The sequence below is a fragment of the Aquibacillus halophilus genome (assembly GCF_009649745.1).
GTDB classification, from domain to species: Bacteria; Bacillota; Bacilli; order Bacillales; family Amphibacillaceae; genus Aquibacillus; species Aquibacillus halophilus.
In genome coordinates, this window is the sequence record NZ_WJNG01000002.1 from 326,327 (window position 1) to 350,761 (window position 24,435).

Sequence of the window (24,435 nt, forward strand, 5' to 3'; positions counted from 1 at the left end):
GAACTAAACTCATCTAGAATGAACCATCCTTTATAAAATGATTTAGTAAAAAAACTAAAAAAAGGTGGGGTTTAAATGTTTAAAATGAAAAAATTAATCTTTATTTTAATCACTATGTTATTTGTTTCTATTTCTGTTGGATGTTCTGCTGATAACACTGGTGGAAATGACTCCTCGTCCGACAATAACTCCGAATCCGATTCCAATTCTAGTTCAACTGATGAAGTCATAGAATTAACACTTTGGAATCCTTCTTGGAAAGAATCCATTGCACCGGGTCTTATTACTGAATTCGAGGCCCAAAATCCCAATATTAAAGTTAACATGGAGTTTTTTCCAATTGACGGTATGAATAATAAATATTTATTAGCACTAATGAATGACTCAGGTCCAGATGTTATGAGTATTGCCGGTGATTGGACTGCACCATTTGCTCAAACTGGCGGACTACAGCCACTTAACGAATTTATTGAAAAAGACAATCTTGATTTAGATGATTTTTACCCAGGTGCGTTACAAACTGCTAATGTAGATGGAAGCTATTATGCTTTGCCGTATAGATCTGAAACACATGCACTCTATTACAATAAAACGTTGTTTGAAAAGAATGGGTTGGACCCATCGAAAGCACCTGCAACATTCGATGAATTATTAGAATATTCGAAAAAAACCACATCAGATGGTACATTTGGATTTGGATTAGTAGGACATCAAGTGGGAAATGTATCTTACCAGATAATGAATTTTATTCTTAGCTTTGGTGGAGAAATTCTAAATGAAGATTATACAAAGTCAATGTTAAACGAGCCTGAAGCTATTGAGGCAGTGAAATATTATGTGGATATGCATACTGAACATGGTGTTGCACCTGAAAGTGTGATGGAAAATGATAATACAGCGAGTCGGAATCTATTTCAAACAGGAAATGTAGCGATGTTTTTAAGTGGTAATTATGATATCGCACCAATTCAGGAAGCAAATCCTGACCTGGACTTTGGAACGGCATTGTATCCCGAAAAGGGTGAAAGAAAGTTACTTCTTGGAGTTTGGAGTCTAGCTGTTACTGCATTTAGTGAGCATCCAGAAGCTGCATGGAAATTAGCTAATTTTCTAGCAGAACCAGATAATTCAGTAGAATATAGTACAACGTTCTCTGCAAGAAAGTCATCAGCTGATCATGAAAAATATCAAGATCCGCTAGTGAAGCCATTTGTTGAAATGATTGAATACGGTGTTCCCATGCCGGCAATTCCAGAAATGGCAGAAATCAGACAGATTATTCATGATAATGTTCAATTAGCTATGATGGGGCAAATTTCAGCGGAAGAGGCAATGCAAACTGCCTCGGATGAAGTGGATGCTATACTCGAGTAAAAATTCAATATAAAACTTTTTATATGATTTCCATACTCACATAGAAGGGAGCATGAGAAGGTGTGTTACAAAAAAAAATGAAAAATCCGGGGTATTCACTTGAATCCCCCGGAAAAAAAACTTTCAAAATAAATCCCGGTTATTTATTTGTAGCTCCTGCTGTTATAGCAGTGGCACTTGTATTATTGTATCCCTTATTGCATACGATTTTTCTTAGCTTTTTCAAAAGTTCTTTGATGTCAGATGCTACTGAATTTGTCGGATTTGCACAGTATATCGAGTTAATCAAGGATAAATTGTTTATAAATTCTTTAAGAGCAACTTTTATTTGGACAGTAGGAAGTGTGGTATTTCAATTTCTCATAGGGATTTTTGCGGCCCTAGTAATAAATCAGAGTTTTATAAAATTCAAGATGCTGTTTAGAATACTTATTATGGTACCTTGGGTGCTTCCTAGTATTATTGGGGTGAATATATGGAAATGGGCCTATCATCCTGATTTCGGTATTATAAATCACTTCTTGATATCTACAGGTATTATTTCAGAAAATATTTCGTGGTTATCAGGAGCAAATACAGCAATTATATCAATTACAATAGTGAATGTGTGGAAAATGTTCCCTTTTGTAATGTTAATGATTGAAGCTGCATTACAATCGGTTTCAAATGAACTAAAAGAGGCTGCCAGAATGGATGGTGCAAATACAGTGAGAATATTTTTCACCGTGACTTTACCTCATATCTCTGGTACTTGTTACACAGTAGTTTTATTATTGACAATTTGGACACTTAATGCCTTTACTTTTGTTTATGCGTTGACTGAAGGTGGACCAGCTCATGCGTCAGAAGTAATGTCTATGTTTATATACAAATTTGCATTTCAAAACTATGACTTTGGTATGGCTTCTGCGGCAAGTGTATTTTTATTCTTAATTACATCGACATTTGCAGTATTCTATATTTCCATATTGATGAGAAGGGGGGAGAGGTAATGAAGAGAAAGCTAAGAACGAATATTTTAGTTCAAAGCACTAGCTATTTGTTTCTTCTTTTGTTACTTTTCCTAGCTTTATTCCCAGCTGTTTGGATGTTTATTACATCTATTAAGCCACCGGAGGAGGTCTTTACTCTTCCGCCTAAATTAACAGTCGATAACCCAACACTCGTAAACTATGGAAGGGTAATATTTGATTCTAATATCCCTCGATCATTTTTTAATAGCTTAGTAGTTACAGTCTTAACAACTTTTTTTACCTTGTTATTTGCTATGTTAGCAGGTTATGGTTTTTCTAGATTTGTATTTAGAGGTTCCAATACTATCTCAACTGGCCTGTTATTTGGACAAATGATGCCAGGGGTAGTCCTGATTATGCCTCTATATATGATGTTTGGAAAATTGCATTTAATTGATACTTACGGGGCATTGATTCTTGCTAATATGGCTATTACTATACCACTCGGTGTAATCATGCTTCGCACATTTTTCGATACAGTACCGAGAGAATTGGAAGAAGCAGCCAAAATTGATGGATGTAGTAATTTAGGCGCGCTATTTCGAATAGTCCTACCGATATCAAAACCCGGAATTGTAGCAGTAAGTGTATATACGTTTTTACACACATGGGAAGAATTTTTATTCGCCTTGATATTAAGTAATTCATCGTCTGTTAAAACGTTACCTATTGCTGTAAATGAGTTTAGCAGTGAATTTGTAATTGATTGGGGAGGAATGATGAGTGCTTCAGTTGTCATTTCAGTACCTGTTTTATTAATTTTTATTTTATGTCACAAGTCCTTCGTAAAAGGACTGTCGGATGGTTCTATTAAAGGATAATTAGACATTAAGTATAATGAACAAAAATAAGGAGGAAATACTTATGATTAAAGGAATTGGACATACAGCGTACACAGTAAAAGATATGGACAAAGCACTTAATTTTTATTGTGATGTATTAGGTTTTAAAAAAGTGTTTGAATTAGATCGTGATGGAGAACCGTGGATTGTTTACCTTAAAATATGTGATTATCAATTTATTGAATTGTTTTATGGTGGAGAGAAGGAAATAGAGGTAGATGTTAAAACAATTGGTTACAGCCATTTATGCTTAGAGGTAGAGGACATATACCAAATTTCTGAACACATTAAGAGTAAAGGAGTTAAGTTAGATAAAGAACCAAAACAGGGGGTAGATATGAACTACCAAAGCTGGGTGAGTGATCCAGATGGGAACAAAATTGAATTAATGCAATACCATCCTGAATGTCCGCAATTAACCAAATAATATGCTGACAAATCGTACCATTTTTTTCTAAAGAATAGCGTTAAACGAGAAAAACTACTAAAACATGAAAACAATGATAATCATAATCGGATAACTTTATCTTTAGATTATAATCAGAAACGAAAAATGAAGCCCCTGACACCCAGTATAATGGTAGACCAAACTGGAGTTCAGGGGCTTTTTAATATCAAAGGGGTGCATAAATAATGATAAAAAATAATCAAGTTGTCCTTATTACGGGAGCCAGTAAAGGTATTGGTAGGAATACTGCTATATATTTAGCTGAAAAGGGATTTACCGTTATTGCGACAGGGAGAAATATAGAGAGATTGAAAAGTTTAGAAGCAGATTTAAAGCAGAAATCATTAGCAATTGAAACAATAGTTATGGACGTTAAACAACCTGAACAAATTGCTACCACAGTTCAATCAGTTCTTAATAATTATAGTAAGATTGATATTTTGGTTAATAATGCAGGAATTTTTACGGCTATTGGACCAACCTGGGAGGTTAATCTCGAAGATTGGATCAATGATGTGCAGACTAATTTATTTAGCGTCTTTAACACTATCCAAGCAGTAATTCCAATTATGCTAAAACAGAAGTATGGTCGAGTGATTAATATTGTAGGTGGTGGTACCTTTAATGCTTTTAGGTATGGTAATAGTTATGGAACTTCTAAAACAGCAATTGCAAGGTTTACAGAAAATCTTTCAAAAGAGCTTGAGAATTCACCAATAAAAGTATTCGCTTTAGATCCAGGTTTAAATGATACCGACATGACTCGAAATCAAAGAGAAACGGAAATCGGTAAGCAATACTTAAGTAGAATTGAACAATTGTTTAAGGAAAAGGTCGACGTATCTCCTTATCAAGCTCCTAAATATATATATGAGCTAGTTTCAGGTAATTATGATGAATTTGCAGGACGAATTGTTTCAGTACATGACCAGCTTAATGAAATCAAACAAAAGATTAACGAAGATGACGATTTTCTTAAACTTCGTTTAAATATATAGGTCCGTTTGTATTAGTTTAAGAGGATGGAATCTGTAGGGATTTGTTATATCGGTGGCATGCTTCTTCCTTCAAAGTCAGTGAAGAAAATAGAAGGGAAAAGCAATCATTGTTAGAGTTTAGTTCTATATTTATTTAATTAGAAAAAAAGGAGGTTTTAACATGTCGTTACGATTAGGCTTACAACTATTTTCGGTTCGTGATTCGTTAAAAAAAGACTTCGTGGGAACTTTGGAGCAGATAAGTAAAATAGGTTATCAAAACTTGGAGTTCTATTTTAATAATAAAGATAATTTTAAGGAACAGGCAGATAATTTGGAAGCGGATCAGTTGAAAAAAATATTGGATAACCTTGGTTTAAATGCTGTCTCAGCACATTTTAATCCCACATTTTGGGATTCTAAGAAAACACTATTTGAATTTATTAAATATGTCAAAACATTAGGTATATCACGTCTTGGGGTGGCTATTGCATTTTTTAAAAATAGGAATGATGTTTTACATTTAGCCAATCAATTAAATACAGTAGGTAAGACCTTACAGGAAAACGGAATAACATTGTACTATCATAATCATTTTCAAGAATTTCAACAATTTAAGGGAGAATCTGTCTTATCTACCTTATTAGAACAAACCGAACCTGATTTAGTTAAAGTTGAGTTTGATACGTATTGGGCAATAAGGGCAGGGGTAGATCCTATTCCTTATATCAAAAAACTTGGAGAACGATGTGGTATGTTACATCAAAAAGATCTACCTCCTCATATACAATCTGTTAATTTATTCGAGAAGATTGGGTATGACACAGAAATTACTATGAAAATATTGCAAGAAAACGTTAAGAAGGATGAATTCACAGAAACTGGAAGTGGAATCATGGATATTCCTTCAATCATTGAGGCATTTAACAAAACACAACAAATACAGTATATTTTTGTTGAACAGGATCAAACATTGAAGGATCCCATTCAGAGTATTACTATTAGTTTTGATTATATGTCCCGATTAATAGAAAACTTTGACTCTAACCAAACGAAGAACATGCTCTAAAATTTGATAGTGATTACTTATAGGTAAAGCAAAACGAGTGTACTTTGACACTCGCTTTTGTTTTGCTATTTATTCTTTATGGGTGAGTACAGCTAACTCATTATTAAAGTATTCAACAAATATAGAGGTTTTCTAATAGTTTGATTACTTTTCAAGTTATTACCTTCAAAATATATTTTGTCGCCTTCTTCTACATTTTAGATCACCGATATAAACCTCAACATCCAAATCAACTACCTCCTTAAAATAATATACAATTGAAGTTATTTGGCTCATCAACAAAATAACAGATAACCAGTTAAAGGGCAGACAAACCGATTGGGAATCATGGACAGCAATTCTTTATCCAAATCAAATTTCAGAACTTGTGCTAGAGCTTTATGCGGGCAAAGAAAGTGCTAATAATCTTGATGGGTTACTTAACTTTATTGCAACACTTGATAGTGATTGGCAGTATGGGTTAGTTACTTGCTAAATGAGCTAATCATTTGGTGTGTATAGTTTATTTCAGATGACCATCCGATGGAATTCCTTGTGAATTGTATCTCGGAACCATTGGTTATCGTGGCAACAGATCAGCATTTGATAATGATAAGTCACGGTTTATAGTGGTGAAAATAGGACAGGGTAAAAAAGAAATGACAACTCAATATGGGTTTCACAAGTATCTAGTTACTGATCATAATGCTCTTTTACCATTCTATGAATTAAAATTTAATGCAGTTGGATTACCAAAAGAGTATTGGAGTGAGGTGTGTAGCACCTTAGACAGTTACGGTTATTTTGTGAGAAATTCAGATGATAAGATACCGACTAAAGTACTTTGGATAGGTGACCTAAGTTTGAGTGACAGGAATATCGATAAGCAAATTGGCAACCTTATTGAAGCATTGTTCGCAGTAACCGTGTTAAAATCACTATATAAAGGCAACGAAAAAGGAACAGAATTCTCCTTTTTACATTCAATTTGAAAAGTAAAGGGAAGCGAAAGAACCGTCCCTGTAAACATAAAAAGGTTGGTGAATGTTTTGGCTAACAACTCGGATAAGGAGTTAGAGCAAGCGATGGATAAATTACTAGGGGGATTGACTGATTTTAATACGGACCATCTAAGGAAGCGTAACGAGAAGTTCTGGGGTGAAATAACTTTTCCTTTTTCGCTTGAAGAAGGATTGGGTGCGTATGCTAAACATGAATTAGACGATATTAGAAAAAAGTTAGACATAAAAGGTGTCAGTAGTCTGAAAAAGGCTGATTTAATTAATGTTCTACAAGAAATAATACCCAATAAATTAGAGGGAATTTATCGAATCTGGGATAGTGAACGGTTATCATTACTTTTTAAAATAGCAGATAACGGTGGGAAAATGACGGCACCTTCGTCAGTAGGAATGGACCAGGCGACGTATTTTCGTAATACTGGATTTATCTTCACCGGAAGCTATCAAGGTAAGGAAATAGTAGCCGTCCCTAATGATCTTATCGATCGAATCAAGGCGATGAAAAATGATTTGAATGTAAGGGCGACTGCGAAAAGAAACTCAGAATGGTTAACCCTTTCGCGAGGTCTGCTCTATTATTATGGTACGTTAAATAGCAGTCAGCTAATAGAAATGGTTCAAACATATTCAAAAGAAACAGTTGAAGTTAGAGACTTTTTCCAAGTGATTTTTGACGCAAATGAATACATGGAAGACTTTCAAGTCGGTGGGTATGGATTTTCTGACCAAGCTGTAGTAGAACCACAATCAGTTGTAGAGGAACAAGAAAAGAGAAAGGATGTACCTTTTTATCCTTTCAGTAAGCAGCAACTCTTGAAAGCAGGAGAGCATGAGTTTATTGAAAAAAATGATAGTTATCATCAAATGGTTCAGTACTTTACACGAAATTTTGACATCAGCAAGGAAGAAGCAGATGACATTGTGGAAGATAGTGTGTATGACATCCAAAATGGTTCAGGCCCCAATGAACTGTTAGAGAATTTTAATATGGAGTTTGAGTTAGTTGGTTTAGATGAGATTCAAGCATTAATGGATCGCGTGGTTGATTTGATGAATAATACGAGACAATGGGTACTCAAAGGTCATTCACCAAACGAGTTGGGTCAAAAGGAAAGAAAACATCTGCAACCTTTGCCATCGACTCCTTATAAGTCGGACGAGCCTGCTAAAAGTGTAAAAGTAGGTAGAAATGATCCATGCCCTTGTGGAAGTGGAAAAAAGTATAAAAAGTGCTGTGGAAAATAGGTTAACCTTCACCATGCAATTCATTTATTGGACAACTGCTTCATAGTACGGTTCTAATTATGAATCCAAAACTAATTAGTTAGATGTATTTGGTCGAATTCTGAGGCAACTATTTAGAGTCTTTATGAATTTCAATTAGATAATTACAGGATTGTTTCTAGTTAAAGTCGAATTGTATCACTATAAACTTAAGTAGGGTAGGTGGTAGTGGTGAAGGTCATTTTGACTAGAAAAACAGATAATGTTTTTGGGGCTGTCTGGTTGGCAACATTAGTGCTAACGTATAAGGAGTTAGTGTTTAGGAAAAATGAAAACATTTATTTCAAACAAGTTGATATACAAAAACTAGCCCAAGAACTCTGTTCGAAAAAAGTACAAAGTGCTAGAATTAGTCAATGGTGTAACGGTGATTATCATGAAAATAATTACAATTATTTACGAGCGTTAGGTTCAAAACGAAGGCTTACAACAGCTGGAGAATTTAATGGGAAGAAAGAGTATCCAGATAGATTGTTTGAACCAGGTACCGTTATCTTAGAAATCGGTGGCAACAAAATAACATATGGAGACTTAGTAGAGTGGTATCGTGGAACTTATTCTAAAATTGATAATTAAACAGTGGAGAGACATCAGAAATACATACGAACGTTTGTTCTTTTTGGTTTGTTTCTATGATATAATCTAGTAAGGTAATGGTACTTTTAGGGAGCGGTCGGCTAACCCCACTTGAGAGGGGGTGATGCCTATGGGTATGTATGAGAGTTTCATGGTGCTGATTGGTTTTGGGACCTTCTTGATTGCATTACTCGCATTGGTCATTTCTTTGATCAATAAAAAATAGACCTCCCTATTTACCCGCTAAGTGATTAGGTGAGGTCTACTCCTAACAAGGATAGCCGATCCCTCTGGGGGAACCGATTATCTAGGGCCACAGTTGGTAGCTGTGGTCTTTTTTAGTTTTATTCTAATCTTAATTGAATTATACCATATGATTATTGAAATATAAATTAAAGCTATTTAAATCGTATTTTAAAAGGATAACAGGTGAAATCTGATGGAAGAATCATCACTATCAGAATGCAGTGAAAAAGCTAAAGGTGCATGGTGAGGATATGTTAATCGGTATATTTTAATCACATATAACTATCTAAATTTTACGCCTTTTCATTCTCAATAATTGTTGCAACTATTTTATGGATTTTTCAACATAATCGTTAATCTTCAATTATATAATGTAATTGGAGATTAACTGTATTGATAAAAGTCAATACGAGCTTGTATTAACAAGTAATGCACTGCAGAAAAAGGTTCATTGCCATTTATGGATAGGCAGTTTGATTATGAATTTGTATTATCAATTTCTGAAAGTGCTAGTGATTATACAAACTTAAGGCTCTTACAATTTCTTGGAAAAGGATAATCACGGAACCAAACAGAAGAACTGGTATTCTTTTGTTCCCTCCTATGGGGGATTATTGGATATACACTGACTCTCATGGCTACGTTACTATTGATGTTGAATATCATCACATTAATGAATCTGACCTATTTTATCTTAAATTCACCTATTGTGTTATGCGAACTGCTTCTAGATATATCTGATAGTCAGAGGTTTTAATTCTATTGAAATAAATTCGTTTTAAGGGGAAATAAAATATGAGAATATTAGTTCTTGGGGCAAGCGGCGCTACCGGTAAACAAGTTGTCAGGCAATTAATTAAAAGACAAATTAATACTCGGGTTCTCATCAGAGAAAGTGCAGTCCTTCCCAACGACATAACAGACAATTCATTAGTGGAAATCGTGAAAGGGAATATCTACGGATTAAATGAGTCTGAGCTGAATAACCTTTTATGTGATTGTCATGTGATTATCTCCTGTCTTGGTCACAATGTTACGCTCAAAGGGATGTTTGGTAAACCTTATTATTTGGTATTTAATACAATAAGAAGAATCTGTGAGACAGTCAAAAAGAGGAAAGACAAAGAGGTAAAACTCATCCTTATGAGTACAACAGGATATACGAATAGTTTATCTGGAGAGATAAATTCTATTGGAGAAAAAATCATCCATTTTTTCCTAAAGCTTATGCTTCCTCCTCATCGTGATAATCTCAAGGCAGCAAATTACCTATTAACAAATATTGGTATAGAAGACGAACGTGTCGGTTGGGTTGCTGTGCGACCAGATACATTAGTCAACCATGATGAAGAAAGTTCCTATCAAGTATGTAAATCCCCGGTAAGAAGCCCAATATTCAACGCTGGTAAAACTAGCAGAATTAATGTAAGTAATTTTATGGCTGAACTAGCAACAGATGATAAATTATGGGAGAATTGGAAGTTTAAAACGCCAGTGGTTTATAATAATAACTAATGAAAAATTCATAGTAAAAAACTTTGGTATGATCCATGAAAAAAAGGAAGGTCTTTCCCGGTTGAAAACCGAGAAAAAGACCGTAGTCTATCATACTATTTTTACATTGTCTACTTGGTAGGATCACGTGATGTATAGCAACTCTTTTGATTATCCAAGAAATTTCTACTGTTCCTGACTTTTACTCAGTTTCCGCATATTAGCTATTGTGCCGCCATCAATGCGGATATCTGTGCCAGTGATATAGGAGCTTTCTTCACTGCATAAAAAGTGTACGACTGAGGCAATTTCACTAGGTTCTCCTTCTCTCCCTAATGGAGTGTTATCCAATAGCATTTTCATTTGCTGAGATTGGCTTGCTTCTTGACGCCCCATTGGGGTGTTGAATGTACCTGGAGACACGGATACGATTCGGGCTCCCTTTTGTCCCCATGCCCAGGCCTGGTCTTCTACGATTAGTTGTACCCCAAGTTTGGACAAGCTATAGGCTGCACCAGATGAGCCTTTGGTAAACTTTTCCATTTCTTCGACAACATCTGCCTGCAATGGATTTTTGAGTATTTCATCATATGGACCGCTCGGTGTCATATGTCCAGCCATGGAAGAGATACAAACGGCAACTGTTCCTGTTTTTGCATAGGCTAAGAATGAATCTAATATGTAGCCTGTTCCAACTAGATTTACGAGCATGATGCGCTTAGAATCTGCCATTGTGGGTGAAAGACCTGCTGTATGAACAATAGCACCTAAGTCTCCTAAACTAGCAGCTTTGTCGGCCAATTCTTGAACCTGAAGTTTGTTAGTGATATCCACTGTTTGGGCAATAACATCTGTTATGCCAGCTGCTGCCAATTCTTCCACTGCTGTCGCTAGTCTTTCCTCACTAACGTCTGCTAGAACGATAGTTCCTTTGTCTCCAAAGCGTTTGGCAATTTCTTTCCCCATTCCACCGGATCCACCGGTAATTACATATACCTTACTCATTTCCATTCCTCCCCAAATAATGTATGATGTTTAATTAAGAAACCCCTTACATATAGTTTATGGTTAAGAAAGTATTACTTCAAGAGACATTCTAGGTGAAAATGTCCATTTAAACGGAGGGATTATTTTGGGAAATGAACAAACGAGCATGTATTCTACAAGTACAAGAGGATTCATAATAACAGCATTCTTAAACCTACTTGCTTCTACCCAATTCAAAAAAATAACTGTCCGACAAATTGTAAACAAAGCTGGTATTAGTAGATCAACGTTTTACCTTCATTTTGAGAATAAATATGACCTTATTTCTGAGATAACCGAGGAATTAGTCGAAGGATTTTTGCTATTTTATTCCCATCCAGTGGTAGATACAGTTGAATCATTTAACTTATCTAGGGATGGTATATCTTCTAATACTTTGAAAATATGTGAGCACATTAAAGTAAATAAATCTTTTTATAAAGATCGATTTCAAGATAAGGAATTTATAGCCCTATTTACCGAACGCATTGGTACCGAATTAGAAAAGAACTTAGAGGATCCTGAATTCGCAGCATTTACTGCATTTGGTACCGTCGGCTATATTGCAAAATGGTTGGAAAATGACTTAGAAACAAATGTACATGATTTTGCTAAGAATCTATCAACTATTGGGAATACTATCATGTCGCGGTATGCAACACATTCATAGACGCAAAGGGAGTCTCTTCACTTCTCTGAGATTAGTGGTATTAGACAGTTGGTGCGGCTATATTTGTTGTAAACTTATTAGTAGATTTGATACAGAAGGAAGTTGAACAAGATGTATATGGAAGTTATTGTACAAAATAAAGAAGAGGCAATCGAAGCAGAAGCATTAGGGGTTGATCGGTTAGAATTAGTCTCTCGAATTGATAAAGATGGCTTAACTCCTAGCCTTGATACAGTACAGAGTGTGGTAGAAAGTGTATCAATTCCTGTTCAAGTTATGATTCGGCCTCATGATTATAGTTTCTGCTATTCCTATGCTGAGGAACGCCTTATATTAGAACAAATTAACCAAATGATTGAAGTGGGTGCATCTAATTTTGTTTTTGGAGCTTTAAATAAGAATGGTACGATCAATGAACGTTTATTGGAAGAGGTTATTTCTGTATCTGATGAAATTAGTTTTACTTTCCATAGGGCATTTGATTATGTTCCCTCACAAGAAAAAGCTTACAAGACATTAGTAAAATATAAGGCATTTATAAAAAGAATTTTAACCTCTGGTGGTGAGGTAGACTGTGTAAAAGGCAAGGAATCTTTGAAACAACTTGTAGAGCTTTCGCAAATCCATAATGGTCCCATTATTATGCCAGGATCTGGATTAAATGAAAATAATATAAAGGTAATTCATAATGTAGTCGGTGCAAGTGAATACCATTTTGGAAAGGGCGTAAGAGTTGCCCAATCATACTCCAATGGATTCGACAAAAGAGTTATACAGAATATTAAGTAGGGACAGAGGTAGGGACAGAGGGACAGGCTCCTTGTCCCAGTCTGTTTAGTGAGTAAGAGGGGGAATTAATGTTCCAGAACTAACAGTAAGCAAGTCGTAATTTACATTTAATTCTTCGAAAAATGAATGGAAGCAGAAGAACCGTCCCTATGAACATGCCAGTGAACTTTACCTTAATTTCCATTTTTTAAAAAAAGGACTTGTAATATTTACCAGTATATATTAGACTTAGTCTCAAGTTAGATTCAGAAAATTCGAAAATTTAATAGTATTTCTTATCAAGAGAGATGGAGGGATTCGGCCCTTTGAAGTCTCAGCAACCAGCCTTTAGAGGTATGGTGCTAATTCCAATAGGTTTTTAACCTAGGAGATAAGAAGATTGTGCTTGTATGTTAAAGGCCTTCTTCTTATAGAAGGTCTTTTTTTCGTCTCTAGTCTATTTTTACTAGGGATATGTCGGTGGAACATTCATTCTAGGAATAAAAACATTCGGAGCTCGGTTAAAGCAACCAACAGAGTCTGCACACAAAATTGCCAGTGTTTACTGTGATTCTCGGTGCAGTGGAATCCATTTTGTCTTATCCTGCTACGATGTCATACGCGGCAATGCCAAAAGAAGAAAGAGAAAAAAGGGGAATTACTGATGGCTTACTAAGACTATCTGTTGGATTAGAGCATGTCGATGACTTGTTTGCTGATTTACAGAAAGTTTTACCAGCCATTAGTTAAATAATAAAAACAGAAAGAGGAGATTACGATGACAGTAACATTAACAAAAGCACCATTTAGGGCCGATCATGTTGGGAGTTTACTTCGTCCAGCCAGTATTCACAATGCAAGAAAACAGTTCGCGGAAGGTACGATTACAAAAGAACATCTGCATGAAATCGAAACAACAGAAATTAAACGGATTGTAGATAAGCAAATTAGTGTGGGATTACAGGCAGTTACAGATGGTGAGTTTAGACGTAGATTTTGGCATACTGATTTTTTGGAGAATTTGAACGGAGTAGAAGGTTATGTGCCGGAACAAGGATTCCAGTTTAAAGGGGAAGAAACAGAACGGTATGATGTGCGTGTCATTGGGAAGGTTTCTTTTAATCCCGATCATCCACATATAAAGGATTTCTTGGAGTTTAATGATATCGTTGGTGGGAGAGCTGTTGCCAAACAAACGATTCCAAGTCCGAATCAACTGTTTAATAAAGGTATTAGGGATGAATCGATTTATCCGGACATTGAGGAATATGCGAACGATGTGATCAAAACATATCGTGATGCGATAGAGGCATTTTATCAAGCCGGTGTAAGATACTTACAGTTGGATGATGTTTATATTGCCGGTCTTTCTTCACCAGATATTCCGTTTAACGATGGTGAATACTCAAGAGATTACTTAATAGATTTAGCCCTTCGTGTGATTAACGGTGTGTTAGAAAACAAACCGGAGGATCTAATAGTAACCACACATCTATGCCGTGGAAACTATCGATCTAAATGGGCATTTGAAGGTAGCTATGATCTGATTGCATCAACATTACTTGCAAAGGAAAAAGTAGATGGATTTTTCTTAGAATATGATGATGACCGTTCTGGTGGATTTAAGCCACTAAACCACATCCCAGCTGGTGGTCCAAGAGTGGTTCTAGGTGTCTTCACCTCTAAAAATGGCGAGTTAGAAGATAAAGAAGCAATTAAAGCACGGGTTAAGGAAGCGTCCAACCATGTGCCACTAAACCAATTATGTATCAGCCCACAATGTGGCTTCGCATCTACACATCACGGTAATCTATTAACAGAAGAACAACAGTGGGAAAAGTTAAGGTTTATTGTCGATGTTTCCAAAGAAGTTTGGGAAGAGAATTAAGAGCAATCCCAAGCACCATTCATTATTACCGGATGGTTATTCCAACCGGTAATAATGAAACACTAACCTGTATTGATGGGAGGAAATTTTGTCTGGCAATTTACTTTTTTTAGGAGAATTTCTCGAGTGATTCTTTTGCTTTATGGGAACAATAGGATGAATTAAAGAGAGTAGTGAGATAGTAGAATGGACGTATTGATTCGTTTAGTGAATCGGAGATCAAAGTGCAAAGATTTATCGTATTTAAAAAAACAATAAGATTTAAAAGGGGGACAGATATAGTCTCTCTTTTTTTATGGACATATAGCGGGACAAGGAGCCTGTCCCCTTGTCCCATGTTTTTAGGGAAAATATCCCAGTGTCACAAATTGTCGTATTCACCATTCTTTTATATCGATAAAATGGTAAGATGTATGTAAATAACTGCAATATGAACCACTAGGCCTTGATCAAGGAGGAACAACCATGTTGGAACATGAGAGGTCCACAAATGCTGATACCCGAAAAATCCGTATTATATTAGTTTTTTTGATTATTTCGAGTACAATTCTGCCAATCATTGCGGAATATTTTCTATATCCCAAAACTCCACTTACCATTTATGGATTATTTCTAGTGCCAATTATTTATATCTCTTTTCATTATGATATGAGAGTGATTGCAATTGGACTTATTTCAATTAATTCTATTCACTTCATTTGGGGAATTATTGTCCTTCCAATGATATATGAGGTAAATGTTTATGTACGGACGTTAAATCATATTGGGTTAACGTTGATTTCCTTTGCATTAGCAATATTGATAGGATGTTTATTAAGAAAAATAAATGTACAACAAGCTCAATTAAATGAGAGTGAAAAGCTTTATCGAAGTGTGGTAGAGACCTCCCCAAATCCTATCTTAATTCATAAATACGGAGAAATCGTTTATGTAAATCCTGCTGCTGTTAGGATAGCTGGTTTTGATACGGACAAGAAGTTTTTGAATCAATTGATTTTAGACTTTATGCATCCGACTAGTGAAGAAATGTACCACACGAGGTTACAGGATTTTATAGAGGAAAGTCTTGATGAGAAGACTGTAGAATATCAGATGGTTCGACCAGACGGAACAAGGGTGTATGTTGAAACACTTGGTAAAAAGATAATCTATAAAGGTGAGAACGCAATTTTAGCTGTTGGAACAGATGTCACCGAAAGAAAAGAAAAAGAAGAAGAACTGAGAAAAAGAGAAGCTCTTTTAGAAAAATCTCAACGGATGGCTCATATAGGAAGTTGGGAATTAAACTTAATTGAAGATAAATTCTATTGGTCAAAAGAGACATATCGGATTTTCGGTATTTCCGAAGAATTTGTCCAAAACTACGAATCCTTTTTAAACTTTGTTCCAAGAGATGAAAGGGAATTCGTCAACCGGAAAAATGAAGAGGCTTTACGTGGAGAACCATACTCCATTAGGCATAGGATTATTCGTCTTGATGGGGAGGAACGGCATGTATACGCACAAGCAGAAGTTACGTTTAATGACCAAGGGCAACCGATCCTTATGGTTGGTACCGTTCAGGACATCACGGAGAATACAATAATAGAACAAAAGTTAAAAGAAAGTGAAGAGAAGTTTCGTTCATTGGTTCAGTATTCCTATGATATGATCGCTATTATTGATGGAAAAGGAATAATAAAATATCTTAGTCCATCCGTTGAACGTAATTTAGGGACTAACATAACAAACAACATAGGGCGGAGTGTAATAGAGTTTATTCATGCAAATGATATAGAATATTCAATGAAAAAGACAAACAAAGTATTGAATCATCCAAACGAAGCAATTAAAAGCGAGCTAAGGATAAAAGATGAAGACGGAAAATCTATTTATATTGAAATGGTCTCAACAAATCTAATCAATAATCCAAGTATAAACGGAATTGTCATCAATTTCAGAGATATAACTGCTCAAAAAAAATCCTACGATACCATCCAACATATGGCGTTTCATGATGATGTTACAAACCTTCTAAACAAAAGAGGATTAAACCAATTGTTGGTTGATGAAATTGATAAGAATGATAGTTTTTCATTGCTTTTTCTTGATTTAGATAACTTTAAGCATGTTAATGATAGCTTTGGGCATGATGCAGGGGACAAACTATTGGAAAAAATTGCAACTCGACTAAGTGAACTTGTTAATGGTCAAGGGGAGGTTGCGAGAATGGGTGGAGATGAGTTTGCTATTCTGCTGTGGAATACAACGAACAAAACGAACCCCAACGATGTGGCAGAAGGTATAATCGAATTGTTTAATCAACCATTAACCATCTTTAATTACCACTGCTATATAACTGCAAGTGTGGGAATCGTTACCTACCCCAATAATGGACTGGATAAAGATTCATTATTAAAGCATGCCGATATGGCTATGTATGAAGCGAAACAGGCCGGAAAAAATACATTCAGAACTTACCATAGTACAATGGAAAAGATGAATGAAAGAACTTTTCGACTGCAAAATGACTTAAGAACCGCCATAGATCATAATGAGTTCATGCTCTATTACCAACCTTGGATTCGTGCTGACGATTGTGCTACATTGGGTGCAGAGGCATTGATTAGATGGAATCATCCAAAGCTTGGTTTAATTTCCCCTGCTGAATTTATATCGATAGCAGAAAATTCGGGTGTCATTGTGCCATTGGGGGAATGGGTTCTAGAAACGGCTTGTAAACAGTTGCGGATTTGGAATCAACAAGGACATATAGATTTTAAACTATCGATTAATTTTTCAACAGTTCAATTTATGCGAAAGGATTTGCACGAGAAGGTTAAACAAATCATTGAAAAACATCGTGTTAACCCTAAAAATATAGAAATTGAAATTACAGAATCGGCTGTGATGGAACAAGATATAAGTCTACAAGAAAATATAAGAAATTTAAAAAAATTAGGAATAAGAATCGCTATTGATGACTTTGGAACAGGCTATTCATCCATGATATACATTAAAAAATTTCAGGCAGATACTATCAAAATTGATCGTTCATTTATTGCTAATCTACAGGAAGATTCGGATGATGCAGAAATTGTTTTGGCGATTATAAACCTGGCCAAGGCCTTGAAATTAAACGTAGTAGCAGAAGGTGTCGAGACCAAAGAGCAATATAATATGTTAAAAGAAATGGATTGCGTAGAAATGCAAGGATACTACTTCGCTAAACCACTACCAAGCGAGGAAATCGAAAAGCAACTATAGAACCGTCCCTTTCTTCTCACAAAGTTGATAATGAGTACTTGTAGGACAAGATTAAAGCGAGTGTCAAATTATATGACACTCGCTTTTGTTGTTCTATTTTATTTCTTTGTGTATTCTTCTTTGGTGAGTACAGTTCTATCTATATCCTCTGTCTCGTTATTAAAGTATTCAACAATTATTGAGTTTTCTAATAGTTTTATTACTTTTCCGTTATTACCTTCAAAATGTATCTTGTCGCCTGCTTCTACATTATGGGTAACTCCTTCTTTTTTCATGTCCATTTTAATCTTCCTTTCTCCTTCTATACATCCAAAAGACTATTAGATAGCGTTAAATTTACATTTTAACAATAGTTTTCCTCTTGTGTAAAGAGATTAAACATACAATTAGGCTATAGCGCTGTTAGAGTTATCATTCTTGTTCCTACTACGGGTCTAAATGTACGGATTACTAATCCCAGAAGCATAATTTGAAAAATCTTTCTATTGAACAAGATTGAAATTATTCTGTCTATATATTTATTCGACAAAGAATGTCTTTTTCCTTTTTTTCTAGGGACAGAGGGACAGGTTTCTTGTCCCACTTGTTTAATGCTTCCATATGACGGAGCTTAAAAAAATGCTGAAAAATTTTTTCAAATTATTGAGTGCTTTTTTTGTAAACGTTATCATAAGTTAAATTAAGTGTGAAGGAATAATTCATATAAAAAGTAATTATTATGAATTATTAATTCGTCACCCGAATTTTAGTGCTATGACTTAACAATGCATGAGGATAAGGAGGTTTGATTTAATGATTAATTTTAGTTGAATTTAATTAGTTATAATTAACCATGAATCACAAAAAGATTACATAAGGATGGTCATAAATCATGAATGATAACTCGCTAGTTATATCTATATTGAAAAATAATTTAAATAGTATTACACCAGCACATCAAAAAGTGGCTATGTATATCTTATCTTTTCCAGGTAGGGTTCTTGACCAGACTGCAAGCCAGATTGCGAAAGAAACTCATACAAGTGAAGCATCTGTGATTCGACTAACTAAAGAATTAGGTTTTAAGGGTTTTACAGAGTTTAAAATTAAACTAGCAAAAGACTTCGGTGCAGAAAGTGATTTACCCGTTTCCGGTAATATCAAACAAGAAGATACCCCTGAATTAATATTTCAAAAATCAATTACAACTGACTTAGAAAATTTGAAATTTGTAATGGATATGATTAATAAAGACACTTTAAACCAAGTGGTAAATGAGTTAGTTGTCGCTAACAAAGTAGGATTTTTTGCAATAGCAAGTTCATTTAGTGTCGCTTATGATGCTTATCTAAGGTTTTCAAAAATAGGTTTAAATTGTTTTGCTACTTTAGACTCTAGTGCACAAATTATGTTAGCCCAATCATTAAATGAAAATGATGTAGCTTTCGCTTACTCGAGATCAGGGCAATCAAGAATACCAGTAAAATCACTAAAAATAGCAAAGCAAAATGGGGCGAAGACTATTGCTATAACTCAAAGTCCAAAATCAGAAATTGTGGAATATAGTGATTTGGTTATTACTCTCCCTAAGAGTATTAACAACACCAGTGAGGCTGGAAATTTTTCAGAAGTTGTCCCTATGTCTATTATTAATGCTCTTTACAGTGCTGTTACCGTTAGAAAATGGGATGAGTCTTTAAAAAATATTAAAATAAGTAATGCTCTAATAAGGTCTGAACAGTTCTAAAAAAAAATTTTATTCTTTTTGAAGGAAAACTTCATAATATATAGTGAGACGTTGATTTATTTATTCAAAGAAATACTAATCTATAGTATTGGATACTACTTTTGGAAGAGAGAAATACAAATTTTAATATGAATCTAAAATAGACATTTGAGAGGAGGTGGGAAAGTGTACCTAGGGATTGATATAGGCACAACGAATTGTAAATTAGGATTGGTAGACAAAGATGGAAGAGAATTAGAACCTATGACGTTCAAAACTCCTGTCATACATCCTCGTAAGGGGTGGGCTGAATATGATTGCAATACATTATGGGATTTGATTTCGGATTCTGTAAAGAAGATTACTAGTTATTACAATTGTCAGGATACTCTAAATGGAATTGCAATTAGTAGTCAAGGAGAGTCAGGGTTGTTCGTTGACGAGAATGGTATTCCATTAATGAATGCTATTGCTTGGTATGACGATCGTACGAAATCTATGATTGATAATCTGGAAAGTAAAATCGATTCAGATGAAATTCGAGAAATAACAGGAATTGAAACTAATTATATTCATAGTCTTTTCAAGATGCAATGGATTAAAGTAAATTCACCTTCTATATATAAACAGGCTCATAAATGGCATTGTTTATCTGACTTTTTGGTTAGAAAAATGACAGGGAAAATAATTATGGATTATTCCTTAGCTTCAAGAACGATGTTGTTTGATATCCGTAATAAAGAATGGTCAAGTAAACTTCTAGATGTAGCAGAATTAGATATTAAACTTCTACCGAAGCCTGTTCCATCTGGAGAGATTATAGATTCTGTGAAAAGTAGTGTTAAGAAAGAATGGGGTATTAAAGGTAATGTTTCAGTTGTATCAGGTGGCTTTGATCACATGGTTGGGTGTTATGGTTTAGGAGCTAATTTTGAAAATCAAGCTGTTATTTCTATTGGTACAACAGAATCATTATGTTTATATTCAAATAGCTATAAAGATGCCTATTATCCTGGGTTTTCACAAGGACGACATGTATTTAATGATTCTTATTATATTTTGGGAGGGATGCCTTCAGGGGGAGAGACAATTGAATGGGCGATTAAAACTATACTAAATTATGAGAATGTTGGGACTGTAGGTTTTGATTCATTAAAAGAAGCGATAAGAGGAAGTGATATTGGTAGTAACGGAGTTATATTCCTTCCACATTTAAAGGGATGCGTGACACCAAATGTTGATTCAACATCGAGAGGTATGTTTGTTGGACTTTCTATTCAAACGACCTCTAACGACTTAATTCGATCTATAACTGAAGGGTTATGCTTTGAATTTAGACTAATTATAGATCAATTTGAGGGCGGGAATCTAGAATCATTTTTAGCTATCGGTGGTGGGGTTAAAAACCAGGAATGGATGCAAATTAAAGCAGATGTTTTAAACAAGAAAGTAATTACTTTGGAAATTAATGATGCAGTTATCTTTGGTGCAGCAAAACTAGTGGCAGATGCTTTGAATGAACCAATACAATTAGATGAAAATGTCAAAAGAAAAGTTTATTATCCTGAAAATGAAAGCGTTATCAAATATGAAGAGATCTACAGAAAAACATACACTAGGTTATATGAACTTAATAGAGAAATATTAAGGAGGAAATAATTGTTATGGCGCTAGTTAGAATGAGAGAAGTTTTAAGTGATTCATATAAAGGTAATTATGGGGTTCCAGCCTTTAATGTCTTTAATTTAGAGTTTGCTAAATCAGTTATTGAAACTGCAACTAAATATAATGCTCCTGTAATTGTTTCTGTCCATCCGATTGAAATAGAATATGCAGGAATTGAAGAAATTACAGGTATTATAAAAAGTCTAGCGAGCAGAACGCATATACCAGTTGTATTGCATTTAGATCATGGTGATAGCATAGAGACCGTTATGAAATGTATTTCCAATGGATTTACATCTGTTATGTACGATGGTTCTGAATTACCTTTCGAACAAAATATAGCTAACACCAAAGAAATTGTAAGAATTGCTCATATGTTCGGTGTTGATGTGGAAGGTGAAATTGGTCTAATAGGAGGTGCAGAAGGAGATGATTATGCCCATACAGAGGAATTTGATGCAGATCAGCTAACAGATCCTCTACTTGCAAAAGAGTTCGTTGACAAAACAGGTATTGATTCTTTGGCAGTAGCAATTGGATCTGCACATGGCCTTTATAGGGGAGAACCAAAGATTGATGTTGACCGATTAAAAGAGATATATAATGTCACAGATATTCCGTTAGTATTACATGGAGGATCAGGCACACCAGAACATATCGTAAAAGAAGTTATAAAGTATGGCATTACAAAAATAAATATAGCTTCTGATTTAAAGTTTGCATTCTATAAATCTCTTAAAGATAATCTGAGCGATGATTATGAGCCAAGGAACTTTTTAGGAATAGCTAATAAGGCTTCAAATCAACTTGTTAAGGAAAAGTTAGAGTTGTTTGAAACGATAAATAAAGCAATACAAATAAGAGAGGATGTTTCCAATGAAAAGAAATCTCATAGTACTGTTTAGTATTTTTGCTGCTTTGATGTTAGTTATAGGGTGTAGTCAAGAGGATACGAGTACTAGTAATACAACTGATGATAATACAAGTAATACAGATGAAACGGAAACAACAAACGATGAGCAGACAGAAGAAGTAGAAGAAATAGAATTAACTTTGTGGTTTGGTCGAGAGGATTTTATTCCCGATGATGCTTTTGAACAATTTGAAGCAGAAAACCCTAATATTAAAATAACAACGGATGTTATTCCACTTGAGAATGCAACTGAAGAATTTATTAGAGCTAGTAAAGCAGACAATCAACCAGATATTGTTCAAGTCCCTTCTGATCGCACAAAGATTTTAGCTGAACAGCAATTGCTCTTAGATATGACAGACCACTTAGCCCAATGGAAACAGGAAAACTCTGATTCTTACGATGCAATGGTACCTCTAGCATGGGATATGGCTAGTAACGAAGGAACTCCATATGGTGTTACTGTTCATGCAGGTCCTTTCTGGTACGTCTATAATAAAAATTTATTTGAAGAAGCTGGATATAGCGAAGCACCTAAAACGTGGGACGAAGTTTTGGAAATTGGTGAAGCAATTAGTGATGGAGAGAACATAGGTTTTTCTGTGATAGGAAGTAGAGCTCATGATCCGGTTTGGTTTTTGTCCACCTTCATGTCTATGGGAGGTCAATTTGAGGACGGTGTTCCACAGTTAAATTCAGATGCTGGGGAATATATATTAAATTTTTATCAACAATTAGCGGGTAAAGATATTACTGATAAAAATGCAATTGCGTGGGAAGCAGATAATATGCGTGCAGCATTTATAACTGGAGAAGCAGGGCAAGCAATGATTGGTGACAACATTTTTCCGACGATCCAGGAAGCTATGAGCTATAACGAAGACTGGGGTGCATCACCACCTCCTGTTAGACCTGGTGGGGAAAGTGACGCTGCATATATGGCTTTAGGATGGCCATATCTTGTAAGTAATAAAACAGAGCACCCCGAAGCAGTTTTAAAAGCATTACAATATTTATCTTCAACCGAAATTGTAAAAGACGTTGCCCTACGTTACCAACCAACAACAAATGTTGAAGTTTTAAGTCACCCAGAATATTTGGAAGCAAAGCCTTGGGCGGCAGATTTTGAAGAAGCATTTGCACAACTTGTAGAACTTCCATCTCATGAAAGACAAAGCAATATATATGAAGTATTACTAGATGCTATGCAAGAAGCTATCCAAAATCCAGACTCGGATGCTAAAGAAATGGCGGAAAAATACCAAGAACAAATTGATCAAATAGTACAGTAAATTAATAAAGTGCTAACTCTACAATAATGTAGAGTTAGCATTTTAGAAGACAAGGGGTGAGGATGTGGATTTTAGTTATAAACAACTTAAAAAGAAATCTGTTCCTTATGTGTTGTTAATACCTTCTATGTTATTCGTTATAGGAGTCTTAGGGTACGGTGTAATTTATGGAGTAGTGATTTCATTATTCGAAGTTAATGTTTATAGTTTAGAAACTCCTTTTGTTGGTTTAAAGAATTATATTTATATATTTCAGGATCCTACATTTTTAAATTCATTATATAAATCTTTAATTTTTGTATTCATGAGTGTTGTTGTGGGGATAATTTTATCTTTAGTTTTTGCAATAGCATTATATAAGTTAACAATAATGAAAAGTTTTTTTAAGGGTTTAACCTTAATCCCATATTTAATTTCTGGTATAGCTGCTGCTACAATGTTTAAATTTTTATTTGCAGGTGACGTAGGAATGGTGAATCAGTTTTTATCTGTTTTTGGGATGGAAGAGGTATTGTGGTTAGCTGATGAATGGTTAGCACTATTTGTTATTATATTAGCAAATATTTGGTTTGTAACACCGTTTGCGATTTTAATACTTTTAGCGGGTTTACAGGGTATTGATGAACAAATTTTTGAGGCAGCTAAAATTGATGGGGCATCAAAGTTGCGAATTGTATTTCAAATTATTATACCACTAATATCCTCAATGATTGGTGTTAGTCTAATTTGGTTGAGTTTTGCGAGCTTTAATATGTTCGATATTATCCTACCATTAACAGGTGGAGGTCCTGGAAGATCTACAGAAGTTCTAGCTGTTTACTTATATAAGTTAGCGTTTAATGATTTGAACTATTCTATGGCGAGTGCAGTTATGATTGTAATTATGACATTAAATTTAGCAGTAAGTTTCGTTTATTTAAAAGTATTCAAAGTTTAAT

The 24,435-nt window shown here is 34.8% G+C and carries 22 protein-coding genes, 1 pseudogene and 1 riboswitch; of the genes and pseudogenes, 21 read left to right on the forward strand and 2 right to left on the reverse strand.

The annotated features are described in order from the left end of the window. Positions 1-75: 75 nt before the first annotated feature. From GH741_RS02800 to GH741_RS02850, 11 genes are all read left to right on the forward strand, one after another. Positions 76-1,374, forward strand: coding sequence for an ABC transporter substrate-binding protein (locus GH741_RS02800; RefSeq protein ID WP_153735239.1), 1,299 nt, complete (start codon positions 76-78; stop codon positions 1,372-1,374). 62 nt (positions 1,375-1,436) lie between these two features. Beyond that, positions 1,437-2,366 carry an ABC transporter permease subunit gene (locus GH741_RS21850; protein WP_205677306.1) on the forward strand — a complete coding sequence of 310 codons (930 nt, stop codon included), beginning with the start codon at positions 1,437-1,439 and terminating at the stop codon, positions 2,364-2,366. Next, complete coding sequence (locus GH741_RS02810) at positions 2,366-3,208, forward strand: carbohydrate ABC transporter permease (protein ID WP_153735240.1); 843 nt, start codon at positions 2,366-2,368, stop codon at positions 3,206-3,208. Before GH741_RS21850 ends, GH741_RS02810 begins: the two co-directional genes overlap by 1 nt. 43 nt (positions 3,209-3,251) lie before the next feature. After that, a complete protein-coding gene (locus GH741_RS02815; protein WP_153735241.1) occupies positions 3,252-3,656 on the forward strand; it encodes a VOC family protein in 405 nt (134 codons plus the stop codon). Between the two features lie 206 nt (positions 3,657-3,862). Then, positions 3,863-4,675, forward strand: a complete 813-nt coding sequence (locus GH741_RS02820) for an SDR family oxidoreductase (protein WP_153735242.1) — start codon at positions 3,863-3,865, stop codon at positions 4,673-4,675. 160 nt (positions 4,676-4,835) lie between these two features. Next, complete coding sequence (locus GH741_RS02825) at positions 4,836-5,723, forward strand: sugar phosphate isomerase/epimerase family protein (RefSeq protein ID WP_153735243.1); 888 nt, start codon at positions 4,836-4,838, stop codon at positions 5,721-5,723. Positions 5,724-6,262: 539 nt separating this feature from the next. Then, positions 6,263-6,694 carry a hypothetical protein gene (locus tag GH741_RS02830; protein WP_205677307.1) on the forward strand — a complete coding sequence of 144 codons (432 nt, stop codon included), beginning with the start codon at positions 6,263-6,265 and terminating at the stop codon, positions 6,692-6,694. Positions 6,695-6,751: 57 nt separating this feature from the next. Next, the gene (locus GH741_RS02835; protein WP_240795386.1) at positions 6,752-7,969 is read left to right on the forward strand and encodes an SEC-C metal-binding domain-containing protein; all 1,218 of its coding nucleotides are present in this window, start codon (positions 6,752-6,754) and stop codon (positions 7,967-7,969) included. Positions 7,970-8,179: 210 nt separating this feature from the next. After that, positions 8,180-8,584: a hypothetical protein gene (locus GH741_RS02840; RefSeq protein WP_153735245.1), complete on the forward strand. Its 405-nt coding sequence runs from the start codon at positions 8,180-8,182 to the stop codon at positions 8,582-8,584. Between the two features lie 136 nt (positions 8,585-8,720). Further along, on the forward strand, positions 8,721-8,810 hold the full coding sequence (locus GH741_RS02845; RefSeq protein ID WP_276608209.1) for a putative holin-like toxin: 90 nt from the start codon (positions 8,721-8,723) through the stop codon (positions 8,808-8,810). Positions 8,811-9,625: 815 nt separating this feature from the next. Beyond that, on the forward strand, positions 9,626-10,345 hold the full coding sequence (locus GH741_RS02850) for an SDR family oxidoreductase (protein ID WP_153735247.1): 720 nt from the start codon (positions 9,626-9,628) through the stop codon (positions 10,343-10,345). Between the two features lie 165 nt (positions 10,346-10,510). Here the strand turns inward: GH741_RS02850 and GH741_RS02855 are convergent, their stop codons facing one another. After that, positions 10,511-11,329 (reverse strand): SDR family oxidoreductase, encoded by an 819-nt coding sequence (locus GH741_RS02855; RefSeq protein WP_170287537.1) that lies wholly within the window; start codon positions 11,327-11,329, stop codon positions 10,511-10,513. 127 nt (positions 11,330-11,456) lie between these two features. Between GH741_RS02855 and GH741_RS02860 the strand changes: the two genes are divergently transcribed. The 5 genes and pseudogenes from GH741_RS02860 (at position 11,457) to GH741_RS02880 (ending at position 17,922) form a co-directional block, all read left to right on the forward strand. Next, complete coding sequence (locus tag GH741_RS02860) at positions 11,457-12,020, forward strand: TetR/AcrR family transcriptional regulator (RefSeq protein WP_153735249.1); 564 nt, start codon at positions 11,457-11,459, stop codon at positions 12,018-12,020. 111 nt (positions 12,021-12,131) lie between these two features. Next, positions 12,132-12,809, forward strand: coding sequence for a copper homeostasis protein CutC (locus tag GH741_RS02865; RefSeq protein WP_153735250.1), 678 nt, complete (start codon positions 12,132-12,134; stop codon positions 12,807-12,809). 272 nt (positions 12,810-13,081) lie between these two features. Continuing rightward, a riboswitch (SAM riboswitch) is annotated at positions 13,082-13,186 on the forward strand. A 145-nt stretch (positions 13,187-13,331) separates the two neighbouring features. Next, a pseudogene (locus GH741_RS02870) lies at positions 13,332-13,538 on the forward strand (PLP-dependent transferase); the annotation flags it as partial. Between the two features lie 28 nt (positions 13,539-13,566). After that, a complete protein-coding gene (locus tag GH741_RS02875; protein ID WP_153735251.1) occupies positions 13,567-14,676 on the forward strand; it encodes a 5-methyltetrahydropteroyltriglutamate--homocysteine S-methyltransferase in 1,110 nt (369 codons plus the stop codon). A 465-nt stretch (positions 14,677-15,141) separates the two neighbouring features. Then, positions 15,142-17,922, forward strand: coding sequence for a sensor domain-containing protein (locus GH741_RS02880; protein ID WP_153735252.1), 2,781 nt, complete (start codon positions 15,142-15,144; stop codon positions 17,920-17,922). Positions 17,923-18,020: 98 nt separating this feature from the next. Here GH741_RS02880 and GH741_RS02885 read toward each other — a convergent pair whose 3' ends face one another. After that, positions 18,021-18,203: a hypothetical protein gene (locus GH741_RS02885; RefSeq protein WP_153735253.1), complete on the reverse strand. Its 183-nt coding sequence runs from the start codon at positions 18,201-18,203 to the stop codon at positions 18,021-18,023. Positions 18,204-18,793: 590 nt separating this feature from the next. Here GH741_RS02885 and GH741_RS02890 point away from each other — a divergent pair. From GH741_RS02890 to GH741_RS21855, 5 genes are all read left to right on the forward strand, one after another. Continuing rightward, positions 18,794-19,648, forward strand: coding sequence for a MurR/RpiR family transcriptional regulator (locus GH741_RS02890; protein ID WP_153735254.1), 855 nt, complete (start codon positions 18,794-18,796; stop codon positions 19,646-19,648). 165 nt (positions 19,649-19,813) lie between these two features. Further along, a complete protein-coding gene (locus GH741_RS02895; protein WP_170287538.1) occupies positions 19,814-21,286 on the forward strand; it encodes an FGGY family carbohydrate kinase in 1,473 nt (490 codons plus the stop codon). A 5-nt stretch (positions 21,287-21,291) separates the two neighbouring features. Then, positions 21,292-22,197 (forward strand): class II fructose-bisphosphate aldolase, encoded by a 906-nt coding sequence (locus GH741_RS02900; protein WP_153735256.1) that lies wholly within the window; start codon positions 21,292-21,294, stop codon positions 22,195-22,197. Beyond that, positions 22,169-23,497, forward strand: a complete 1,329-nt coding sequence (locus GH741_RS02905; RefSeq protein WP_170287539.1) for an ABC transporter substrate-binding protein — start codon at positions 22,169-22,171, stop codon at positions 23,495-23,497. The genes GH741_RS02900 and GH741_RS02905 overlap by 29 nt, the downstream gene beginning before the upstream one ends. A gap of 64 nt (positions 23,498-23,561) precedes the next feature. Then, complete coding sequence (locus GH741_RS21855; protein WP_153735258.1) at positions 23,562-24,434, forward strand: ABC transporter permease subunit; 873 nt, start codon at positions 23,562-23,564, stop codon at positions 24,432-24,434. Position 24,435: the final 1 nt, after the last annotated feature.

Bases quoted from the DNA above. Each gene is read 5' to 3' on its own strand.
- GH741_RS02800 (WP_153735239.1), top strand. From the start codon at position 76: ATGTTTAAAATGAAAAAATTAATCTTTATTTTAATCACTATGTTATTT.
- GH741_RS02810 (WP_153735240.1), top strand. From the start codon at position 2,366: ATGAAGAGAAAGCTAAGAACGAATATTTTAGTTCAAAGCACTAGCTAT.
- GH741_RS02815 (WP_153735241.1), top strand. From the start codon at position 3,252: ATGATTAAAGGAATTGGACATACAGCGTACACAGTAAAAGATATGGAC.
- GH741_RS02820 (WP_153735242.1), top strand. From the start codon at position 3,863: ATGATAAAAAATAATCAAGTTGTCCTTATTACGGGAGCCAGTAAAGGT.
- GH741_RS02825 (WP_153735243.1), top strand. From the start codon at position 4,836: ATGTCGTTACGATTAGGCTTACAACTATTTTCGGTTCGTGATTCGTTA.
- GH741_RS02845 (WP_276608209.1), top strand. From the start codon at position 8,721: ATGTATGAGAGTTTCATGGTGCTGATTGGTTTTGGGACCTTCTTGATT.
- GH741_RS02850 (WP_153735247.1), top strand. From the start codon at position 9,626: ATGAGAATATTAGTTCTTGGGGCAAGCGGCGCTACCGGTAAACAAGTT.
- GH741_RS02855 (WP_170287537.1), bottom strand. From the start codon at position 11,329: ATGAGTAAGGTATATGTAATTACCGGTGGATCCGGTGGAATGGGGAAA.
- GH741_RS02865 (WP_153735250.1), top strand. From the start codon at position 12,132: ATGTATATGGAAGTTATTGTACAAAATAAAGAAGAGGCAATCGAAGCA.
- GH741_RS02875 (WP_153735251.1), top strand. From the start codon at position 13,567: ATGACAGTAACATTAACAAAAGCACCATTTAGGGCCGATCATGTTGGG.
- GH741_RS02880 (WP_153735252.1), top strand. From the start codon at position 15,142: ATGTTGGAACATGAGAGGTCCACAAATGCTGATACCCGAAAAATCCGT.
- GH741_RS02885 (WP_153735253.1), bottom strand. From the start codon at position 18,203: ATGGACATGAAAAAAGAAGGAGTTACCCATAATGTAGAAGCAGGCGAC.
- GH741_RS02890 (WP_153735254.1), top strand. From the start codon at position 18,794: ATGAATGATAACTCGCTAGTTATATCTATATTGAAAAATAATTTAAAT.
- GH741_RS02900 (WP_153735256.1), top strand. From the start codon at position 21,292: ATGGCGCTAGTTAGAATGAGAGAAGTTTTAAGTGATTCATATAAAGGT.
- GH741_RS02905 (WP_170287539.1), top strand. From the start codon at position 22,169: ATGAAAAGAAATCTCATAGTACTGTTTAGTATTTTTGCTGCTTTGATG.